The organism is Faecalibacterium sp. I4-3-84 (assembly GCF_023347255.1).
Lineage (GTDB): Bacteria > Bacillota > Clostridia > Oscillospirales > Ruminococcaceae > Faecalibacterium > Faecalibacterium taiwanense.
The window spans coordinates 67,459-85,464 of sequence record NZ_CP094466.1; the positions used below are offsets into that span (position 1 = coordinate 67,459).

The window sequence follows — 18,006 nt, forward strand, 5'->3', positions numbered from 1 at the left end:
AAATAAACTTGACACTATCCGTAACAGGGAAGAGGTGCTGCAAATGGATGCACAAGCAAGCTGGCAGGCGTTTGCCTGCACGGGAAACATTCTTCGTTATCTCGATTATAAACAACAGCGGCCGGAAGAAACCCCGGCAGAGGACCAAGAAAATGGAAGCCTTTGTAACCACGGGTCTGGTGCTGAAGGAGACCCGCTATAAGGAATCGGACCGCATTCTGACGATCCTGACACCGGAACTGGGCGTGATCTCGGCAGCAGCGCAGAGCAGCCTGCGGCTGAAGAGCAAGCTGTTCAGCGCGTGCGGGCTGTTCTGCTATTCCGAGTTCACACTGGTGCCGGGCCGCAACATGTACACTGTGCGGGAAGCGGAAGTGAAAAATGTCTTTCACGGCATCTCGTCCAGCATTGAGGGCATGAGCCTTGCCATGTATATGGCTGAAATGGCAATGACCCTTTCGCCTACCGGGCAGGAGGCACAGCGGGAGCTTCGGCTGCTGCTCAACTGTTTCTATATGATCAGCGAGAGCAAAACGGACCTGCGGGTGATCAAGGCCGTGTTTGAACTGCGCACCATGAGCGAGTGCGGCTTTATGCCGCAGATCGTGTGCTGCCGCGATTGCAGCGCCTATGACGGTGCTGCGTTCTATCTTGATGTGCAGGAAGGCCACCTGCTCTGTGCAGACTGCGCCGCAAAAGCAGGAAAGACCTGCAACCTTGATCAGGGCGCACTGTATGCGCTGCGGCACATCTGCCTTGTGGACGACAAAAAAATATTTGCATTCAAAATTTCTGTGGGCAGTCTGGAAAAGCTTTCCGCAGTGGCAGAGCGCTATGCACTGACCCACCTGGACAAGCCTTTGAAAAGCTATGACTTTTTAAAGACCCTGCTGCCCTGAGCATAAAGGGAACCTATGGAAACAAGTTACTTAAAAACTCTGGAACTGGATAAGATCATCGCCCGTGCCGCTGAGGGCTGCGTGTGCAAGGAAGCGCGCGAAATGCTGCTTGCCACTCAGCCGCAGTGCGACCCGGACGAGGTGCGCTATGCGCTGGAACAGACCGATGCCATCAACACCCTGCTGATCAAAAACGGCTCCCCGCGCTTTGGCGGCGTGGAGAATGTCAGTCAGCTGGCGGCCCGCGCCGTAAAAGGCGGCGTACTTTCAATGGGCGAGCTGTTGATGGTGGCTGGTGCACTGCGCAATTTTCAGAATCTTTCAAGCTGGTATGGCGCTTCGGAGCACGACGCTCTGCCTACAGACGATCTGTTCTATGCGCTGGCACCGCAGCCGGGCCTGGAACAGCAGATCTCCAGCGCCATTCTGGCACCGGATGCCATGGCAGACACGGCTTCTCATACCTTGAACGATCTGCGCAAAAAGATCCGCGCAACGGAGAACAGCATCCGTGACCGTCTGGAGAGCATGGTCCGCAATATGGATACCTCCAAGTATCTACAGGAAAGCGTGGTTTCCATGCGCAATGGCCGGTATGTTGTGCCGGTCAAGAGCGAATACCGCGGTGAGGTGAGCGGCATTATTCATGATGTTTCGTCTACCGGAGCCACCGTCTTTGTGGAGCCGCAGGCCGTTGTGGAAGCCAATGCCCGCATTTTGCAGTACCGTGCGCAGGAAGCGCAGGAGATCGAGCGCATTCTGGTGGCCTTTACCGCACAGGTGGCTGCCATTGAGCCGCAGTTCCAGTACAGCTACAAGGCTATGCTGGAGATCGATGTTCTGCTGGCAAAGGCACGGCTGGCTTTGGATCTCAAGGCATTCAAGCCTGCTGTCCGCACCGACGATTCCTTCTCGCTGATCCGTGCGCGCCACCCGCTGATCGATCCTAAAAAGTGCGTGCCTGTGGATATTGCTCTGGGCAGGGATTACGATTCGCTGATCATCACCGGACCGAACACCGGTGGCAAAACCGTCACCTTGAAAACAGCGGGCCTGCTGTGCGCCATGGCGCAGTGCGGCTTCCTGATCCCGGCTGACGAGCGCAGTGAGATCTGCGTATTTGACGAATTTCTGGTGGATATCGGCGATGAACAGAGCATTGAGCAGAGCCTTTCCACCTTCTCCGGCCATATGAAAAAGATCACCGGCATTCTGGAGCTTGCCATGCCGCACACACTGGTGCTGCTGGACGAGCTTGGTGCCGGTACCGACCCCGCCGAAGGTGCTGCGCTGGCTGTGGCCATCATTGAAGAGCTGCGCCGCCGCGGCGTGCTGCTGATGGCCACCACTCACTACGCTGAGCTGAAGGTGTTTGCTCTGGAAACCAAGGGCGTTGTCAATGCCAGCTGTGAGTTTGATCTGGAAACGCTGCGCCCGACCTATAAGCTGAGCGTCGGCGTGCCGGGCAAATCCAATGCGTTCCTCATCAGCGAAAAGTTGGGCATCCCGGAGCGCGTGATCGAAGCGGCACAGCAGCATCTTTCCGCAGAGGATAAGCGTCTGGATGCCGTTCTGGGGCAGCTGGATGATCTGAAGCTGCAGCTGAAGGAAAGCCAGAACGAGGTGGAAGAGCTGAAAAATGAAGCTTCCCACCAGCTGGAAGCCGCGCAGAAAAAGCGTGATGAGCTGATCCGTCAGGGTGAAAATGAACTGGAAGCTGCCCGTGCCAAGGCTCGTGCGCTGGCACAGCAGGTGGAAAGTCAGGCTTACGCCCTGACTGATGAACTGCGTCAGCTGCAGAAGGACGAGCGCATGAGCACCCAGCAGAAAGCTCAGCGCGCCCGCGAGATCGCCAAAAAAGAATCGGAAAAGCTGTTTATCGGCTCCGAGGCTGTGCATAACCCCGTCAAGGAATTTGTGCCGCTGAAAGAGGTCAAGGTAGGGCAGGAGGTCTGCATTGCAGAGCTGAACCAGCTGGCCACCGTATTGGCCCTGCCGGATAAAAACGGCGATGTTCTGGTGCGTGCAGGCATCATCAAGACCAAAGTTCCGCTCAAGGGCTTGAAACAGCCGGAAAAGCTGGTCAAGGAAAAGAAACCGCAGACTAAAGCACAGCAGCGTTATTCCCGCCTGACCGGCGATGCCAACCGCCCGAACGGCAGGGTAGAGAGGGTACAGCGTTCCGCCAAGATGGAATGCAATCTGCTGGGCCTGACGGTGGACGAAGCGCTGCCGGAGGTGGATTCCTTTATCGACCGTGCCATCCTGAACGGACAGACAGTGGTTTATCTGATCCACGGCAATGGCACCGGTGCGCTGCGCACAGCTATCCACAAGCATCTGCGCGGCAACCGCATGGTCAAAAGCTTCCGTCTGGGCCGTTATGGCGAGGGTGAAAGCGGCGTGACCGTGGTAGAGCTGAAATAAAGAAAAAGCTATCCGAAGGATTTTTCGGGTAGCTTTTTCTCACATTGAAGGAATTTGCAGAGCAGGATCGTATTCTATAAAGAATACTGATATAAGGATGTAAGCCAAAATGGCAAAACGATATTCCAAAGCCGTGCACTCAAAAAGACGAAAACAGACTTCTCATGTGCTCAAAAATACGGTCATTCTGCTTTTTTGCGCAGTGGGCATCTGGTTTGGCAGCTCACTCTGGCATGCAGCGCTGACTCTGCAGACAGCTCAGCCAGCGGAAAGCATCGCCGGTGAAGAATTTCGTCCGCAGGTAGGTGATCCGCCTTACCGCGTGGTGATCGATGCCGGGCACGGTGGAGCAGACCCGGGTGCAAGGGGAGTGATCGAAGAAAAAGATATGACCGCAGCAACCGCCTCGGAACTGATCCGGCTGCTGCAGCAGGACTCTAATTTTATTCCGCTGCAGACCCGTGACAGCCTTGATGAAACCACTACACCCGCCCAGCGTGCCGCCAGAGCGGACGAACAGGCACCGCAGCTGCTGCTTTCCATCCACGGCAACTCAGCTGCAAATGGCTCCACTGCATCCGGCTTTGAGTGCTATCCGGCAGTGCCGGGCCGGACTTGGCATCAGGAAAGCTTTTACTTTGCGCAGCTGCTTGCCAAAGGAATGCAGGCTGCAGGAGCATCTCTGCGTGGGCGCGGGGGAGTCCGATACATTTATTATCTGGAAAACGATCAGAAGCAACTGGTGGAAAGCACCCACACCGAGGTGCGTGCAGAGCGAAGCTTTACGTTGCTGGAAGATGTAAATTGTCCGGCAGTGCTGGCAGAGCAATGCTTTGTAACGAATGAAGCAGATGTTGCACAGTTCGGCAGCGAAGAAGGTTGTAAAAAAACAGCCCGCGTTTATTACGAAGCGATCTGTGAATACTTTGGCACACAGCCGCAGGCCGAGCAGCTTGCCGGGTTCACTTTAAATTAAAAAGTATCAGCATAGCATCACCAAAGGAGAAGAAGCGATAACATTCTGAACCCAACACCATACAGCCATCAGCATTTTAAGACCGCTGAACTCATAACCAGAAGAGAAGGGCGGTCTTATTTTTTGATTGCATAATTTTCGTATAATGCACGTTATGCGAAATATAGGGAAGTGAAAAATCTCTATTTTCCTGAATCTGGCCTTTTTCCGCGACCTACGGATCTGCAGCCATCTGTAATACCGTATGATTCAACTTTTGCTTTTTTATATTTTTGTGTCTCATTTGTATTTTGGTGCTACAATCTTTTTATGGACTTACAAATTACAAAGCTGCACAGTCTGCCGCTGCCATGCGCCGCTTGCATTTTATTTTTCTGTGAACGACCATTTGCTCGTACGATTTCAAATCGCTGGCCAGATCACAGCTTATCATTCCATTATTTATATTTATATAAATATATCTATAAAAATACCGCCGATGACATGTCCGCACTTTGGACGCGTCACAGACGGCATTGTTCCATTTTATGGGTATTCTTATGTGGTTCAGGAATTTCCGTTTCCAGCGTTCGCATCAGGCTTCATTGCAAGCACGGAAGCATCCAGCCCGATGCCATCCTGAGCCGCACCCTCAAAGGCTTTCATGGGCACAGACGAAAGTTCCTCATCCAGAGCTGAATCCTCTGCTGTCTCCCCTGTTTCCTTTTCTGTTGTATCCAAGATGCGAGAAGATGCTTTGGACTTTTTGACCTTGCCCAGCGGGTTTTCTTCAATAGCCGCGCGCACCTGAAATTCCTGTAGATGCGTATAAATTTGTGTGGTAGACACGTTGCTGTGGCCCAAAAGCTGCTTGAGTGTAAGGATGTCCACATTGCCGGTCTGATACATCAGAGTTGCGGCAGTGTGGCGCAGCTTATGTGTGGAAAAGCCTTTTAATCCGGCTGCTTTCATTGCACCGGTCACTAGCTGTTCTACCCTGCGGTTCGAGATACGCTCTTTGCGCCGTCGGGTAATAAAGACCGCCTTTTCCTGCGGCAGAAGCCCCTCCATCGTATTGCGTTTGCCCAGATACAGCCGCAATGCTTCCATGCAGGCATCATTCAGATAAACCATGCGCTCCTTGTGGCCCTTGCCAAACAGGCGTATCTGGCGGTTTTCCAAATCAATGTCGTCCAGATTCATGCCGACAAGCTCTGCCAGACGCATTCCACAGTTCAAAAACAGCGTCACCATGCAATAATCCCGCTCCGGAAAATCGCTTTGGGTCTGCGTGCTTTCCAATAACTCCATGGACTGCTCCGCCGTCAGATATTTGGGCAGTACCTTATCCTGTTTGGGTGGGTGGATGGCCGCAGTCGGATCTGCATCCAGCCGGTTGACCTGATTGACCAGGTAATCATAAAAGCCGTGCAGGCTTGCCAGCCGCCGGGCCGTTGAGGACTTTTTGTTGCCGCACTCGCGGTTTAAAAAGTACAGATATTCGTAGATATCCTCCTTTGTTACGGAGGCCCAGAATGCGGTGTCCAGCCCTTTGGGGTCGATATCCTTCATCTCGCTGTCTTCGGGCACAAGCCCACGGCGGCGCTTCATAAAACGGCTGAATCCGCGCAGATCACAGTAGTAGCTGAACGCCGTGTTTGCGCTTTTGCCCGCGATCACTTCCAGATAGCGGACGTATTCTACAATGTCCGGCGCAGCATCATCGAAGGGCTTGTGCTTGCCGGGATTTTTCTCGTCCAGATAGATCGACATTGTTTTTCCTCTTATAAGCGGTCAGATTTCAGGGCATTGATCGCATCGGTGATATAAGCCGCGCCGATCAGCTGCATTCCAGGATAATCTGCCGGGCTCAGATGATTCAGGCTGTGCTTCGGGATCACCGCACGTTCAAAGCCGATACGCTCTGCCTCATGCAGGCGCTGTTCCAGATTGGGTACGCTGCGCACTTCACCGCCAAGGCCGACCTCGCCAATGGCGATCAGCTTATCGCTGACGGGCCTGTCCAGCAGCGAGGAGACCATACTCAAGCAGACAGAAAGATCACAGGCAGTATCACGCAGCGCAATGCCGCCCACGATGTTGATATATACATCCAGGTTTCCAAAGAAATACCCTGCACGCTTTTCCAGCACAGCGATCAACAGATTCATGCGGTTGTAGTCGTAGCCGCTGCAGGCACGGCGCGGTGCTGGAAAATTGGTTTTGGTTGCAAGGGCCTGAATTTCGCTCAAAATGGGACGGCTGCCCTCCATGGTACAGGCCACACAGTTGCCGGAAACGCCAAGAGGACGGCCTTCCAGCAGCATCTGTGAAGGGTTTTCGATCTCAGCAAGGCCCTGCCCCGTCATATCAAACATGCCCAGCTCATTGGTGGAGCCATAACGGTTCTTGGCCGCACGCAGGATGCGGTACGGCAGCATTTTATCGCCCTCAAAGTAAAGCACCGTATCCACGATATGCTCCATGACTTTGGGGCCTGCAATGGCACCGTCCTTGTTCACATGGCCCACAATGAACATGGGGATCTCCTGCTTTTTGGCCACGGCCAGCAGGCGGGCCGCACTTTCCTTGACCTGACTTACCGTACCGGCGGAGGACGAGATATCCATGCAGCGCATCGTCTGGATGGAGTCGATGACCACGAGATCCGGCTTTTCTTTTTCGATCAGGCCGCAGATCTCGTCCACATCATTCTCCGCTGCCAGAAAGATGTTATCCTGCGGCACTTTCAGCCGGGCAGCGCGCAGCTTGACCTGCCGCACCGATTCCTCGCCAGTGATATACAAAACGCTGTGCTGGTTGGAAATGGCACCGCACAGCTGCAGAAGCATAGTAGATTTGCCCACACCCGGCTCACCGCTCAAAAGCACAACGCCGCCCAGAACAATGCCGCCGCCAAGTACACGGTCCAGCTCCGAAATGCCGGTCAGAATACGGCTTTTTTCTTCGGTCATGCTGATCTCAGAAAGGCGTTTTGCGGTCAGGGTGGTCACCCCTTCCGGGCGGGCGGCTGCCGCCTGTTTGGCTGCGGCAGTACCTGCTTTGGGGGCTTCCGCTACAACGTCCTCGTTCATCGTGTTCCAGCTGCCGCAACTTGGGCAGCGGCCCATCCAGCGGGGGCTTGTCTCGCCGCAGTTGGAACACACATATACAGTTTTCAGTTTTGGTTCCTTCATCAAAAAAGCTCCTGTTACATTGTCTTGGCTTTATTATTCTCTATTGTAGCATATAACAAGCAAACCCGCAAGAAAAGCCCTCGCTCAAAGCCTTGCTCAAAGCCTGCTTCCAATGCTTGCAAGCGCTGCAGAAATGCCGCACAGCGGCACAAATAACGTCAGCGTCAGCAGATACTGCCGGATGAATCCATGTGGCCGGACGATCTCCCGGTCAGGCCCTGCTGCAAAAAAGGAACAGACGCGGATCTGGCTGCTCACCCGCAGAGAATCTGTGCCGAGCGTGCACAGCCCTGCAGAAGCAGCTGCCGCAGGCAGAAATGCAAGCAGCAGAAGCCACGTTTCTTTTTTCAGTGCCGTGTCGGAAAGCAGCTGCACAAACAGCGTCCCGTTTCCCAGCCCATAGAACATCGTAAACAAAAAGATCAAAACCGGCCCCAGTGCGGAAAAGCCCATCAGGAACAGAAGGGTCGCGGCCGCAGCCAGCGTAAGATATTCCATTCCGAAAAGGCTGGCCGCAGTATGTGCATCTGCAGCGGCAAACAGGCCGCGCCAGCTTTGCAGGTAATATTGCAGCCAGTCCGGCTGCTGTTTTTCGCAGAAAGCCAGAAGCACGCCAGCTGAGCCAGAGCCGATCAGAAAGGCACAGACGAGCAGCCAGCAGGTTTTCTGCCGGGTTTCCGTGTTATGTCTCTGCAGCGGTGAAGGCACTTCCGGTGCGGATCGTTCTGGCGGCAGTGTCTTCTGCGGCTGCGGCAGAAGCGCAGCTTCACCTGTGGGAAGCTGCTGCGCGGCTTCTGGCAAATGCGCTGGCGTTCCTGTTTGCTGATAGACCCACATGATCGAACCTCCTTGTTCTATTTGTTCAGCTGCGGCGCTTTTTCTCCCGGGTCACCATGCCCAGCAATCCGCCAATACTGCCGCACAGGATCAGCACAGCAAACCGCAGCAGCGGCGGCTCTTCCGTAAGCGTACCGGAAGGAACGCTGAGCACCACGAGCAATGCCGCATAAAACAGGCCCTGTACAAGCCCGCACAGCAGGCCGCGTTCCTTTTTGCAAAATGCAGCGATCCAACCGCTGCAAAGGCTCCCTGCACCAACGGCTGCTGTTGCCAGCGGCGGTGCGGCGGCACCAGAATAACCCTGTGCTGTCATCAGCGCTGCCATTGCGGCCAGCCAGCCCGCTGTGACCATAACGCCGACTGCCCCCGCCAGCAGAAGAACCCGGAGTTCCGCCGGGAAAAGTTTTTTCTCAGACATAAAAACGCGCCTCCCTGCCAGTAATCTATGCAGGAAGACGCGTTTGATATGCTCTTAATTGTTTGAAGAAAAAGCTTACTTCTTGTCAGCCTTGTCCATGTTCAGCTTTTCAACAGCGGAAATTGCAGTCTTGGTGAAGCGGATCTTCACACGGTCAGCACCGGTCTCCAGAACAAAGGTATCGTCCTTGATTGCAACAACACGGCCAATGACACCGCCAATGGTGGTGACCTGATCGCCGATCTCTAGGCTGCTGCGCATTGCGGCATCCTTCTTCTCCTGCTTCTTCTGGGGACGATAGATCATGAAGTACAGCAGAACCAGCATCAGAGCCAGTGTGAAGAACAGGCTGATATAGCCTTCGGAAGTGGTAGTCAGAAATTGCATGGGGCAAAATCTCCTCTCAAAATTCAGATAAGCTTATTATACCTTTTTAAACGACCTGTTGCAAGGCTTATTCTCAAATTCGGGTATCCAGAAGCTTTACATATTTATCGTGGAAAGCCGTGAAGGTGCCTGCATCCAGCTCATCCCGGATGCGCTCCATCAGATGGTTATAGAACCACAGGTTGTGCATGACGGCAAGGCGCATTCCCAAAATCTCCTCCGCTTTGAACAGGTGGCGGATATAGGCGCGGGAATAGCTGCGGCAGACCGGACAGCCACAGGCAGGATCAATAGGGCGTTCATCGCGCTCATACTTTGCATTCTTGATGTTGATGATACCGCCCCAGGTGTTCAAGTGGCCGTGGCGTGCATTACGGCTGGGCATCACGCAGTCAAACAGATCCACGCCGCGGGAAACTGCCTCAATGATATTGCCGGGGGTGCCAACGCCCATCAGGTAGCGGATCTTATCCTTGGGCATGTGGGGCTCCACCTGACTGATCATTTCATACATCACCTCGGTGGGCTCGCCCACAGCCAGACCGCCGATGGCGTAACCGTCCAGATCGAGGTCTGCAATCTGCTTCATGTGCTCCACACGCAGATCAGCAAAGGTGCAGCCCTGATTGATGCCAAACAGCAGCTGATCGGGATTCACGGAAATGCCCTCGTGCTTCAGGCGGGCCATTTCAATCTTACAGCGTTTCAACCAGCGGGTCGTGCGTTCACAGCTGGCCTTGGAGTAATCGTGCTGTGCGGGGTTCTCTACGCACTCGTCAAAGGCCATGGCGATGGTAGAGCCAAGGTTTGCCTGGATCTGCATGCTCTCTTCCGGTCCCATAAAGATGCGGTGGCCGTCCAGATGGGAGGCAAAGGTCACGCCCTCTTCGGTGATCTTGCGCAGCTTTGCCAGACTGAATACCTGAAATCCACCGCTGTCGGTCAGAATGGGGCCGTTCCAGCGGGTAAATTTGTGCAGACCGCCCATATCGGCTACCAGCTTGTCGCCAGGGCGCAGATGCAGGTGGTAGGTGTTGCACAGCATGACCTGTGCGCCAATGTCTTTCAGGTCCTGCGCAGACAACCCGCCCTTGATAGCACCGGCGGTAGCCACGTTCTGAAAAGCGGGCGTCTGCACCGTGCCGTGCACGGTCTTGAACTCGCCCCGCCGGGCATCGTGTTCCTGCTTGAGCAGCTTATAGGTCGTCAAAGAAGGCATAGTTTTTGTTCCTTTCTGTGCACGGAAAACAGCCGTGCGATCTTCATGAAAAAGCCCGGGATCAGGCTCATCAACAACAGAATAGCGGGAAAAATAATCAAAGAATCAGCATCGCATCGCCAAAAGAGAAGAATCTATAACGTTCCTCCACAGCCACCTTATAGGCTGCCATGGTCTTTTCGTAGCCATACAGGGCCGACACCAGCATGATTAGGGTGCTTTCCGGCAGGTGGAAGTTGGTGATCAGGCCGTCGATGCAGTTGAACTTCACGCCTGGATACAGGAAGATAGAAGTGTTGCCGCTGCAGGCGCGGATCTCGCCGTACTTTGCGGCAACGGCTTCCAGCGTGCGGCAGCTGGTAGTGCCCACTGCGATCACACGGTGACCGGCAGCCTTGGTATCGCGGATCACCTGCGCCGTTTTTTCGTCGATGCAGTACCATTCGCTGTGCATTTTGTGATCCGTGATCTCGTCCTCCTGTACAGGGCGGAAGGTGCCCAGACCCACATGCAGAGTCACTTCGGCAATGTTCACGCCTTTGGCGCGGATGGTATCCATCAGCTCCGGCGTGAAATGAAGGCCGGCCGTAGGGGCTGCAGCACTGCCAAGCTCCTTTGCGTAAACAGTCTGATACTGGCTCTGATCCTCCAGCTGCTTGGTGATATAGGGCGGCAAAGGCATTTTGCCAAATTCATCCAGCTTTTCATAAAGGGTCTCAGTATCGTAATAGAATGTAACGTACTTGTTGCCGTCCTCCATGGTCTCGTCCACCACGGCGGTCAGACTGCCGTCACCAAAGCTCACCTTCGTGCCGGGCTGCATCCGCTTGCCAGGCTTTGCAAGGCACTCCCACTGGTCGCCCTTGACCTGACGCAGCAAAAGCAGCTCACACACAGCGCCTGTGGGCTGCTTGACACCCACAATGCGGGCGGGCAGAACCTTGGAATTGTTTACCACCAGCAGGTCGCCCGGCTCTAAAAATTCCGGCAGATCGTGGAAGATCTTGTGCTGGATGCTGTCGTCTTTCTGGCTCAGCACCATCAGCCGTGCAGAGTCTCTGGGGTCAGCAGGCTCCTGTGCAATGAGTTCTTTGGGTAAATCATACCAAAAATCTTTTTTTAACATAGCGTGCAATTTGCCTTTCCGATGATTGACACGGACACCGTATCAATGATATCATAAAATCTGTATAAACAGTATCTATTATATTGCATCGCTGTCCGGTTTGCAAGCCGTGAATCTATGTAATAGAAATATTTATTGAGTTCGCTTTCACGAAAGGAAAGGTGCTGGAAATGGAAAAACAGTATAAAGTGGGTATCGTAGGTGCGACTGGTATGGTCGGTCAGCGTTTTGTGACGCTGCTGGAAAATCACCCCTGGTTCAAGCTGACCGTTCTGGCTGCATCCGGCCGCAGCGCCGGCAAGACCTATGAGGAAGCTGTCGGTCCCCGCTGGGCCATGACCTCCCCCATGCCGGAAAGTGTCAAGAAGATGGTAGTTTTGGATGCATCCAAGGTGGAAGAGGTTGCTTCTCAGGTGGATTTTATCTTCTGTGCAGTCAATATGCCCAAGGATGAGATCAAGGCTCTGGAAGAGGCTTATGCAAAGGCTGAGTGCCCGGTGGTGTCCAACAACAGTGCGAACCGCTTTACCCCGGATGTGCCCATGGTGGTGCCCGAGATCAACGCCGACCACATCGAGATCATCCCCGCACAGCGCAAGCGTCTGGGCACCAAGCGCGGCTTTATTGCCGTCAAGTCCAACTGCAGCCTGCAGAGCTATGTTCCCGCCCTGCACCCGTTGATGAAGGATTTTGGTGTCAGCAAGGCTCTGGTGTGCACCTATCAGGCCATTTCCGGTGCAGGTAAGACCTTTGACCGTATGCCCGAGATCGTGGACAACGTGATCCCCTACATCGGCGGCGAGGAAGAAAAGAGCGAGCGCGAGCCGCTCAAGCTGTGGGGCCACATTGAGGGCGACCATATCGTGAACGCCGAAAAGCCGGTGATCACCGCACAGTGCTTCCGCGTGCCTGTCTCCGACGGCCACACCGCTGCCGTGTTTGTAAGCTTTGAGAAGAAACCCACCAAGGAGCAGATTTTGGAGGCATGGGCAAACTTCCGCGGCCCCGCACAGGAGCTTGACCTGCCCAGCGCACCCAAGCAGTTCCTGCATTACTTCACCGAGCCGGATCGTCCGCAGCCCAAGCTGGACCGCAACACCGAGAACGGCATGGCTGTGTGCATCGGTCGCCTGCGCGAGGACACCCTGTTTGATTACAAGTTTGCCTGCATGAGCCACAACACCCTGCGCGGTGCTGCAGGCGGCGGCGTTCTGCTGGCAGAGCTGCTGGCCGCAAAGGGCTATTTCGACTAAGTATATTTTGCGCAAAAGCGCATACAAAGGAGTTTTAGGCTATGAAGAATCCTGTCTTTACCGGCGCGGGTGTTGCCATTATCACCCCGATGTACGAGGACGGAAGCATCAACTTTGACGAGCTGGGCCGCATTATTGAGGATCAGATCGCGCACCATACCGATGCCATCATCATCTGCGGCACCACCGGCGAGTGCTCTACTATGACCGATGAGGAGCAGCTTGCCGCTATCAAGTATACGGTGGATGTTGTCAACCACCGCGTGCCCGTCATTGCCGGTGCCGGCTCCAACGATACCGACCACGGCTGCGCACTGGCCGCAAAGTCTGCCGAATGCGGCGCAGACGCTCTGCTGATGGTGACTCCCTATTACAACAAGACCACGCAGGCTGGTCTTGTTGCTCACTTTACCGCCATGGCTGAGGCCGGAGGCATCCCGGTGATCATGTACAACGTGCCTTCCCGCACCGGCCTGAACATTGCCCCGGAGACTGCTCTGGAACTGAGCAAGCATCCTCTGATCAACGGCATCAAGGAAGCTTCCGGCAACATCTCTCAGGTAGCCAAGATTGCACAGCTGTGCGGCGACGAGCTGAACATTTATTCCGGCAACGACGATCAGGTGGTTCCCCTGCTGGCTCTGGGCGGCAAGGGCGTGATTAGCGTCGTGTCCAATGTCAAGCCGGAGCTGGTGCACAACTGCTGCAAGGCATTCTTTGACGGCGATACCGCAAAGGCCCGTGAGCTGCAGCTGGAAATGCTGCCGCTGGCAGGTGCTTTGTTCTGTGAAGTGAACCCCATTCCGGTGAAGTACGCCATGAATGTGCTGGGCTGGGAAGCTGGCGAGTGCCGTCTGCCTCTGGTAGAGCCGAGCGAGGCACACAAGGAGTATATTGAAAAGGCTCTGCGTGCAGAGGGTCTTATTACAGAATAAGTTTTTGGCTGCAAAATGCCCGGCGGAGCGCTCTGTCCGGGCATTTTGCGATATGCCGATATGCAAAACGGGCAGGAAAGGATAAAAATTATGACGGATATTGTGATTCAGGGCATCGGCGGCCGCATGGGCCATGTGCTGTGTGATATGATCGCACAGCGCGAGGACTGCCGCGTGATTGCAGGCATCGACATAAAGGATGGCGAACAGAACGGCATCCCTGTGTATGACAGCCTGGAAAAGCTGGACGGCAAGGGCGATGTGATTATCGATTTCAGCTCTCCGGCCGCTGTGGAAAAGGCTCTGCCCTACTGTGAAGCTCACAAGCTGCCCATCGTGGTGTGCACCACCGGCCTTTCGGAAGAGCTGCAGCTCAAGGTGGTGCAGCTATCCCGCACGGTGCCGGTGTTCAAGAGCGCTAATATGTCCATGGGCATCAATGTGCTGTCGGAGCTGTGCAAGCGCGCTTCGGCTATTCTGGGTGTGAACTACGATGTTGAGATCGTGGAGCAGCACCACCACAACAAGCTGGATGCACCCAGCGGCACCGCTCTGATGCTGGCCGATGCCATCAATGAGCAAAACAATGGCGAATATCATTATGTTTACGACCGTTCTTCTGTCCGTCAGAAGCGCGACCCGAAGGAAATTGGTATCAGTTCCGTGCGCGGCGGCAGCATCGTGGGTGATCACGAAGTGCTGTTCTGCGGTCCGGATGAAGTGATCACTCTCAAGCACACCGCTTATTCCCGCAATATTTTTGCAAACGGCGCTGTGAATGCAGCAGTTTACCTTGCAAAAAAGGAGCCGGGCCTGTACAATATGGGTGATATGATCGCTGCACTTTAAAAAGCCTGATTGCTCTGCTTTTGGCAGAAACATGGTGGAAGGATGTGGACGCGGATGAACAAACAATCCCCGCAACAGCACCGGCGCAGACCGACTGCAAAACGCCGCGCCAGAAGGCAGGCTTTCTGGACAGCCGGAGCGGTGCTGATCGTATTTCTGTTCTGCCTGCCTTTGCTGCCAAAGTTCTTTCTGCAGGAAAGCATACCGACGGCAGAACCGGTGAGCACGGAAAGCTCTTCTGCAGGTTCTGCCACTGTATCACAGCTGGAAGAAGCAGAGCCTGCGCCAGAGCCGGAACCGCAGCCGCTGGTTCAGACTGTCCGCTTTTCTGCAACAGGAGATAATCTGATCCACGCACCCATTTATAAGCAGGCGCAGCGCCGCGCTTCCGGAGAGGAAGCTTACAGTTTCGATTACTGTTACGAACATATTGCGCCTTTTTATGCACAGCATGATGTGAACTGGATCAATCAGGAAACGCTCTGCACGGATGAATTGGAGCCATCCTCCTACCCATGCTTTTCTACGCCGGGCGATTGCGCCCGTGCGCTTTACCGGGCGGGTGTGCGGGTGTTCAGCCTGTCCAATAACCACACCTACGATAAAGGCGCTTCCGGCATTGCCGCCACCCTGCGCTTCTGGGGCAGTATGCCGGAGGATGTAGTGACCACCGGTTTGTGGAAGGGCAAAGAGGACTACGGTCATATCCCGCTGCAGACTGTCAATGGTGTAACGATCGCATATCTTTCCTATACAGAGCATACCAATGGCATCCCGCAGAACAGCTCCATGCAGGCCAATGTGATCTATACCAGCCAGACCGATGTGATCGAGCAGCAGGTAAAAGCGGCACGTCAGCTTGCAGATTTTGTGGTGGTGGGTGTGCACTGGGGCGTGGAAAACAGTCATACCGTTGTGGATGCGCAGCGTGCATTGGCACAAAGCCTTGCGGATTGGGGTGCAGACTTGATCATTGGCACCCACCCGCATGTGCTGCAAAATGCACAGTGGCTGACTGCAGCAGACGGCAGGCAGGTGTTCACAGCCTATTCTCTGGGCAATTTTATCAGCACGCAGGAAAAGCCCGATCAGCTGATCGGCGCAATTTTATCGGTTCAGCTTGAAAAAACGACCGAACTGGACGGCACCGTCCGTTGCAGCGTGCTCTCCCCCAGACTTCTTCCGACGGTAACCCACTATGATGCAGGCAAATCCAATGTGCGTACCTATCTGTTCCGCGATTATACCGAAGCCCTTACAAAGTCCCACGGAGTACGGCAGGCGTATCCGGATTTCAGCCTGGAAATGATTCAGTCCATTGCCCGGGAAAATATCGACCCGGAGCTTTTGCAGCTTACCTGAATAAATTTTGTATCGTTGAAGCCCGCCTTTCGGGCAGAATGGAGGATCTTTATGTACGGAGTATCGAAGATCAATATTGAGCCGAGTCTCATGATGATCAGTGTGCAGGATGTAGAGTTCAAGGGCAACAGCCTGGCACGTTACCTGCAGATCTTTGCAGATAACGGTGTGGTCGTAGATATGATCAGCCAGAGTGCGCCCCATGGCACCACCATTGATTTCAGCTTTACCGCTTCCAGCAGTGATCTTCCGCTGGTGATGAAGGCTATTTCCGTTGCAAATCTGGACAAGGATGCCAAGGCTTCTCCGCTGATCAGCGTGGGTTATTCCAAGCTGAACCTGTTTGGTGAAGAAATGGTCACCAGCTGCGGCGTAGCTGCCCGTGCACTGAATTCTCTGGCAATGGCCGGCATTGAAGTACTGCTTATCACCACCAGCGATCTGGATATTTCCCTGCTGGTCCACGCAGAGAATGAGGATGCAGCTTACGAAGCATTGAAGAAGGCTTACGAGCTGTAAATTCTGCAATCAAGCGAGCGATCCTCCATCAAGTGAAAAAATGCCGGTGCACTCCAAAACGGAGTACACCGGCATTTTCATGTTCAATATTTTTTACAGAGTGACCTTGTGGTAGATCTTTTTGCCCTTCTTGATCACAATGCCCTTTGCCAGCTGCTCAGCAGTGAAGCTAACGGTGGGAGCGGCTACCTTCTCGCCATCCACCAGAACACCGCCCTGCACGACCAGACGGCGTGCCTCGCCGTTGGATGCTGCCAGACCAGCCTTGACCATCAGGGTCAGGATACCGATGGAGCCATTGGTCAGGTCGGCCTCGGTCAGCTGAGTAGAAGGCATGTGCTCGGTATCCATTGCGCTGCCGCTGAACAGTGCGCGGGCAGCATTCTGAGCCTTTTCGGCCTCTTCCTTGCCATGGACCATGCTGGTCAGCTCGTAAGCCAGAATTTCCTTGGCCTCGTTCAGGCGCTGATCCTTCCATGTGCTCATCTCGTCGATCTGCTCCAGCGGCAGGAAGGTGAGCATACGGATGCACTTCATCACATCGGCATCGCCCACATTGCGCCAGTACTGGTAAAACTCGAATGGACTGGTCTTGTTGGGATCCAGCCAGACAGCATTGCCGGCAGTCTTGCCCATCTTCTTGCCCTGAGAGTCGGTCAGCAGGGTGATGGTCATAGCATAAGCGTCCTTGCCCAGCTTGCGACGGATCAGCTCGGTGCCGCCCAGCATGTTGCTCCACTGGTCATCGCCGCCGAACTGCATGTTGCAGCCGTAGTGCTGGAACATGTAGTAGAAGTCGTAGCTCTGCATGATCATGTAGTTGAACTCGAGGAAGGACAGGCCCTTCTCCATGCGCTGCTCGTAGCACTTGGCGCGCAACATGTTGTTCACGGAGAAGCAGGCACCCACATCACGCAGCAGTTCCACGTAGTTCAGGTTCAGCAGCCAATCTGCATTGTTCAGCATCAGTGCCTTGCCCTCAGAGAAGTCGATGAACTTTTCCATCTGCTTTTTGAAGCATGCGGCATTATGGGCGATATCCTCTTTGGTCAGCATCTTGCGCATGTCGGTGCGGCCGGAGGGGTCGCCGATCATGGTAGTGCCGCCGCCGATCAGGGCAATAGGCTTGTTGCCTGCCATCTGCAGGCGCTTCATCAGGGTCAGAGCCATAAAGTGGCCTGCGGTCAGGCTGTCGGCAGTGCAGTCAAAGCCGATGTAAAAGGTTGCCTTGCCATTGTTGATCAGGTCGATGATCTCTTCATCGGTGATCTGGGCCACCAGGCCGCGGGCCTTGAGTTCTTCGTACAGAGTCATGATTTTTTCCTCCTGTTTGTGGGCAGAGGGAAAAATAAAACACCCCCTGCCAAAAATGAATTTGGCAGAGGGCGAGAAAATTCGCGGTACCACCTCTGTTTGCCGCTTCCTCACAGAAACGACCTCACGAGTGCACACCCCAGAGTAGAGAGACACTCCTGCGTTTGTAACGCTCGCACGCGGCACAGCCTATTAACCTGAACGGCATTCAGCCTGCAGCTCCGGGAGGTATTTCCCCTGCTGCTCTGCGGCCCCTTACACCAACCGGGGTTTCTCTGGGCAGAACACTTCAAGGTACTTGTTCCC

The 18,006-nt window shown here is 54.4% G+C and carries 17 protein-coding genes and 1 other annotated feature (1 of these 18 only partly in view); of the genes, 9 read left to right on the forward strand and 8 right to left on the reverse strand.

Going from position 1 to position 18,006, the window contains the following annotated elements; genetic code table 11:
* Window positions 1-43: 43 nt before the first annotated feature.
* The 4 genes from MTP41_RS00430 (at window position 44) to MTP41_RS00445 (ending at window position 4,302) form a co-directional block, all read left to right on the forward strand.
* Window positions 44-202 carry a hypothetical protein gene (locus MTP41_RS00430; protein ID WP_158576285.1) on the forward strand — a complete coding sequence of 53 codons (159 nt, stop codon included), beginning with the start codon at window positions 44-46 and terminating at the stop codon, window positions 200-202.
* Window positions 153-899 (forward strand): DNA repair protein RecO, encoded by a 747-nt coding sequence (gene recO / locus MTP41_RS00435; protein WP_118527063.1) that lies wholly within the window; start codon window positions 153-155, stop codon window positions 897-899. Before MTP41_RS00430 ends, recO begins: the two co-directional genes overlap by 50 nt.
* Window positions 900-914: 15 nt before the next feature.
* Window positions 915-3,326: an endonuclease MutS2 gene (locus MTP41_RS00440; RefSeq protein WP_005942094.1), complete on the forward strand. Its 2,412-nt coding sequence runs from the start codon at window positions 915-917 to the stop codon at window positions 3,324-3,326.
* 109 nt (window positions 3,327-3,435) lie between these two features.
* Window positions 3,436-4,302: an N-acetylmuramoyl-L-alanine amidase family protein gene (locus MTP41_RS00445; protein WP_249235939.1), complete on the forward strand. Its 867-nt coding sequence runs from the start codon at window positions 3,436-3,438 to the stop codon at window positions 4,300-4,302.
* Between the two features lie 546 nt (window positions 4,303-4,848).
* Here MTP41_RS00445 and MTP41_RS00450 read toward each other — a convergent pair.
* The 7 genes from MTP41_RS00450 to queA all read right to left on the reverse strand — a co-directional run bounded on the left by MTP41_RS00450 (window position 4,849) and on the right by queA (window position 11,468).
* Window positions 4,849-6,054, reverse strand: coding sequence for a tyrosine-type recombinase/integrase (locus MTP41_RS00450; RefSeq protein ID WP_249235940.1), 1,206 nt, complete (start codon window positions 6,052-6,054; stop codon window positions 4,849-4,851).
* 11 nt (window positions 6,055-6,065) lie between these two features.
* Window positions 6,066-7,412, reverse strand: a complete 1,347-nt coding sequence (radA, locus tag MTP41_RS00455) for a DNA repair protein RadA (protein ID WP_242821940.1) — start codon at window positions 7,410-7,412, stop codon at window positions 6,066-6,068.
* 162 nt (window positions 7,413-7,574) lie between these two features.
* Window positions 7,575-8,315 carry a hypothetical protein gene (locus MTP41_RS00460; RefSeq protein ID WP_143405509.1) on the reverse strand — a complete coding sequence of 247 codons (741 nt, stop codon included), beginning with the start codon at window positions 8,313-8,315 and terminating at the stop codon, window positions 7,575-7,577.
* 25 nt (window positions 8,316-8,340) lie between these two features.
* On the reverse strand, window positions 8,341-8,736 hold the full coding sequence (locus tag MTP41_RS00465) for a TIGR04086 family membrane protein (protein ID WP_154259836.1): 396 nt from the start codon (window positions 8,734-8,736) through the stop codon (window positions 8,341-8,343).
* Between the two features lie 75 nt (window positions 8,737-8,811).
* Window positions 8,812-9,123 (reverse strand): preprotein translocase subunit YajC, encoded by a 312-nt coding sequence (gene yajC / locus MTP41_RS00470; protein ID WP_005942086.1) that lies wholly within the window; start codon window positions 9,121-9,123, stop codon window positions 8,812-8,814.
* 73 nt (window positions 9,124-9,196) lie between these two features.
* A complete protein-coding gene (tgt, locus tag MTP41_RS00475; protein ID WP_005942084.1) occupies window positions 9,197-10,342 on the reverse strand; it encodes a tRNA guanosine(34) transglycosylase Tgt in 1,146 nt (381 codons plus the stop codon).
* A 97-nt stretch (window positions 10,343-10,439) separates the two neighbouring features.
* Window positions 10,440-11,468, reverse strand: coding sequence for a tRNA preQ1(34) S-adenosylmethionine ribosyltransferase-isomerase QueA (queA, locus tag MTP41_RS00480; protein ID WP_097777791.1), 1,029 nt, complete (start codon window positions 11,466-11,468; stop codon window positions 10,440-10,442).
* A gap of 170 nt (window positions 11,469-11,638) precedes the next feature.
* Here queA and asd point away from each other — a divergent pair, with 170 nt between their 5' ends.
* The 5 genes from asd (at window position 11,639) to MTP41_RS00505 (ending at window position 16,386) form a co-directional block, all read left to right on the forward strand.
* On the forward strand, window positions 11,639-12,721 hold the full coding sequence (gene asd, locus MTP41_RS00485; RefSeq protein ID WP_005942078.1) for an aspartate-semialdehyde dehydrogenase: 1,083 nt from the start codon (window positions 11,639-11,641) through the stop codon (window positions 12,719-12,721).
* 41 nt (window positions 12,722-12,762) lie between these two features.
* A complete protein-coding gene (gene dapA / locus MTP41_RS00490; RefSeq protein WP_097777789.1) occupies window positions 12,763-13,656 on the forward strand; it encodes a 4-hydroxy-tetrahydrodipicolinate synthase in 894 nt (297 codons plus the stop codon).
* Between the two features lie 90 nt (window positions 13,657-13,746).
* Complete coding sequence (gene dapB / locus MTP41_RS00495) at window positions 13,747-14,505, forward strand: 4-hydroxy-tetrahydrodipicolinate reductase (protein WP_097775500.1); 759 nt, start codon at window positions 13,747-13,749, stop codon at window positions 14,503-14,505.
* Window positions 14,506-14,559: 54 nt separating this feature from the next.
* Complete coding sequence (locus tag MTP41_RS00500; protein WP_249235941.1) at window positions 14,560-15,867, forward strand: CapA family protein; 1,308 nt, start codon at window positions 14,560-14,562, stop codon at window positions 15,865-15,867.
* Between the two features lie 51 nt (window positions 15,868-15,918).
* A complete protein-coding gene (locus MTP41_RS00505) occupies window positions 15,919-16,386 on the forward strand; it encodes an ACT domain-containing protein (protein ID WP_097775498.1) in 468 nt (155 codons plus the stop codon).
* A 93-nt stretch (window positions 16,387-16,479) separates the two neighbouring features.
* Here MTP41_RS00505 and tyrS read toward each other — a convergent pair whose 3' ends face one another.
* The gene (gene tyrS, locus MTP41_RS00510; protein ID WP_249235942.1) at window positions 16,480-17,700 is read right to left on the reverse strand and encodes a tyrosine--tRNA ligase; all 1,221 of its coding nucleotides are present in this window, start codon (window positions 17,698-17,700) and stop codon (window positions 16,480-16,482) included.
* A 64-nt stretch (window positions 17,701-17,764) separates the two neighbouring features.
* Window positions 17,765-18,006: a binding site (T-box leader), on the reverse strand; it runs 14 nt beyond the window's last position.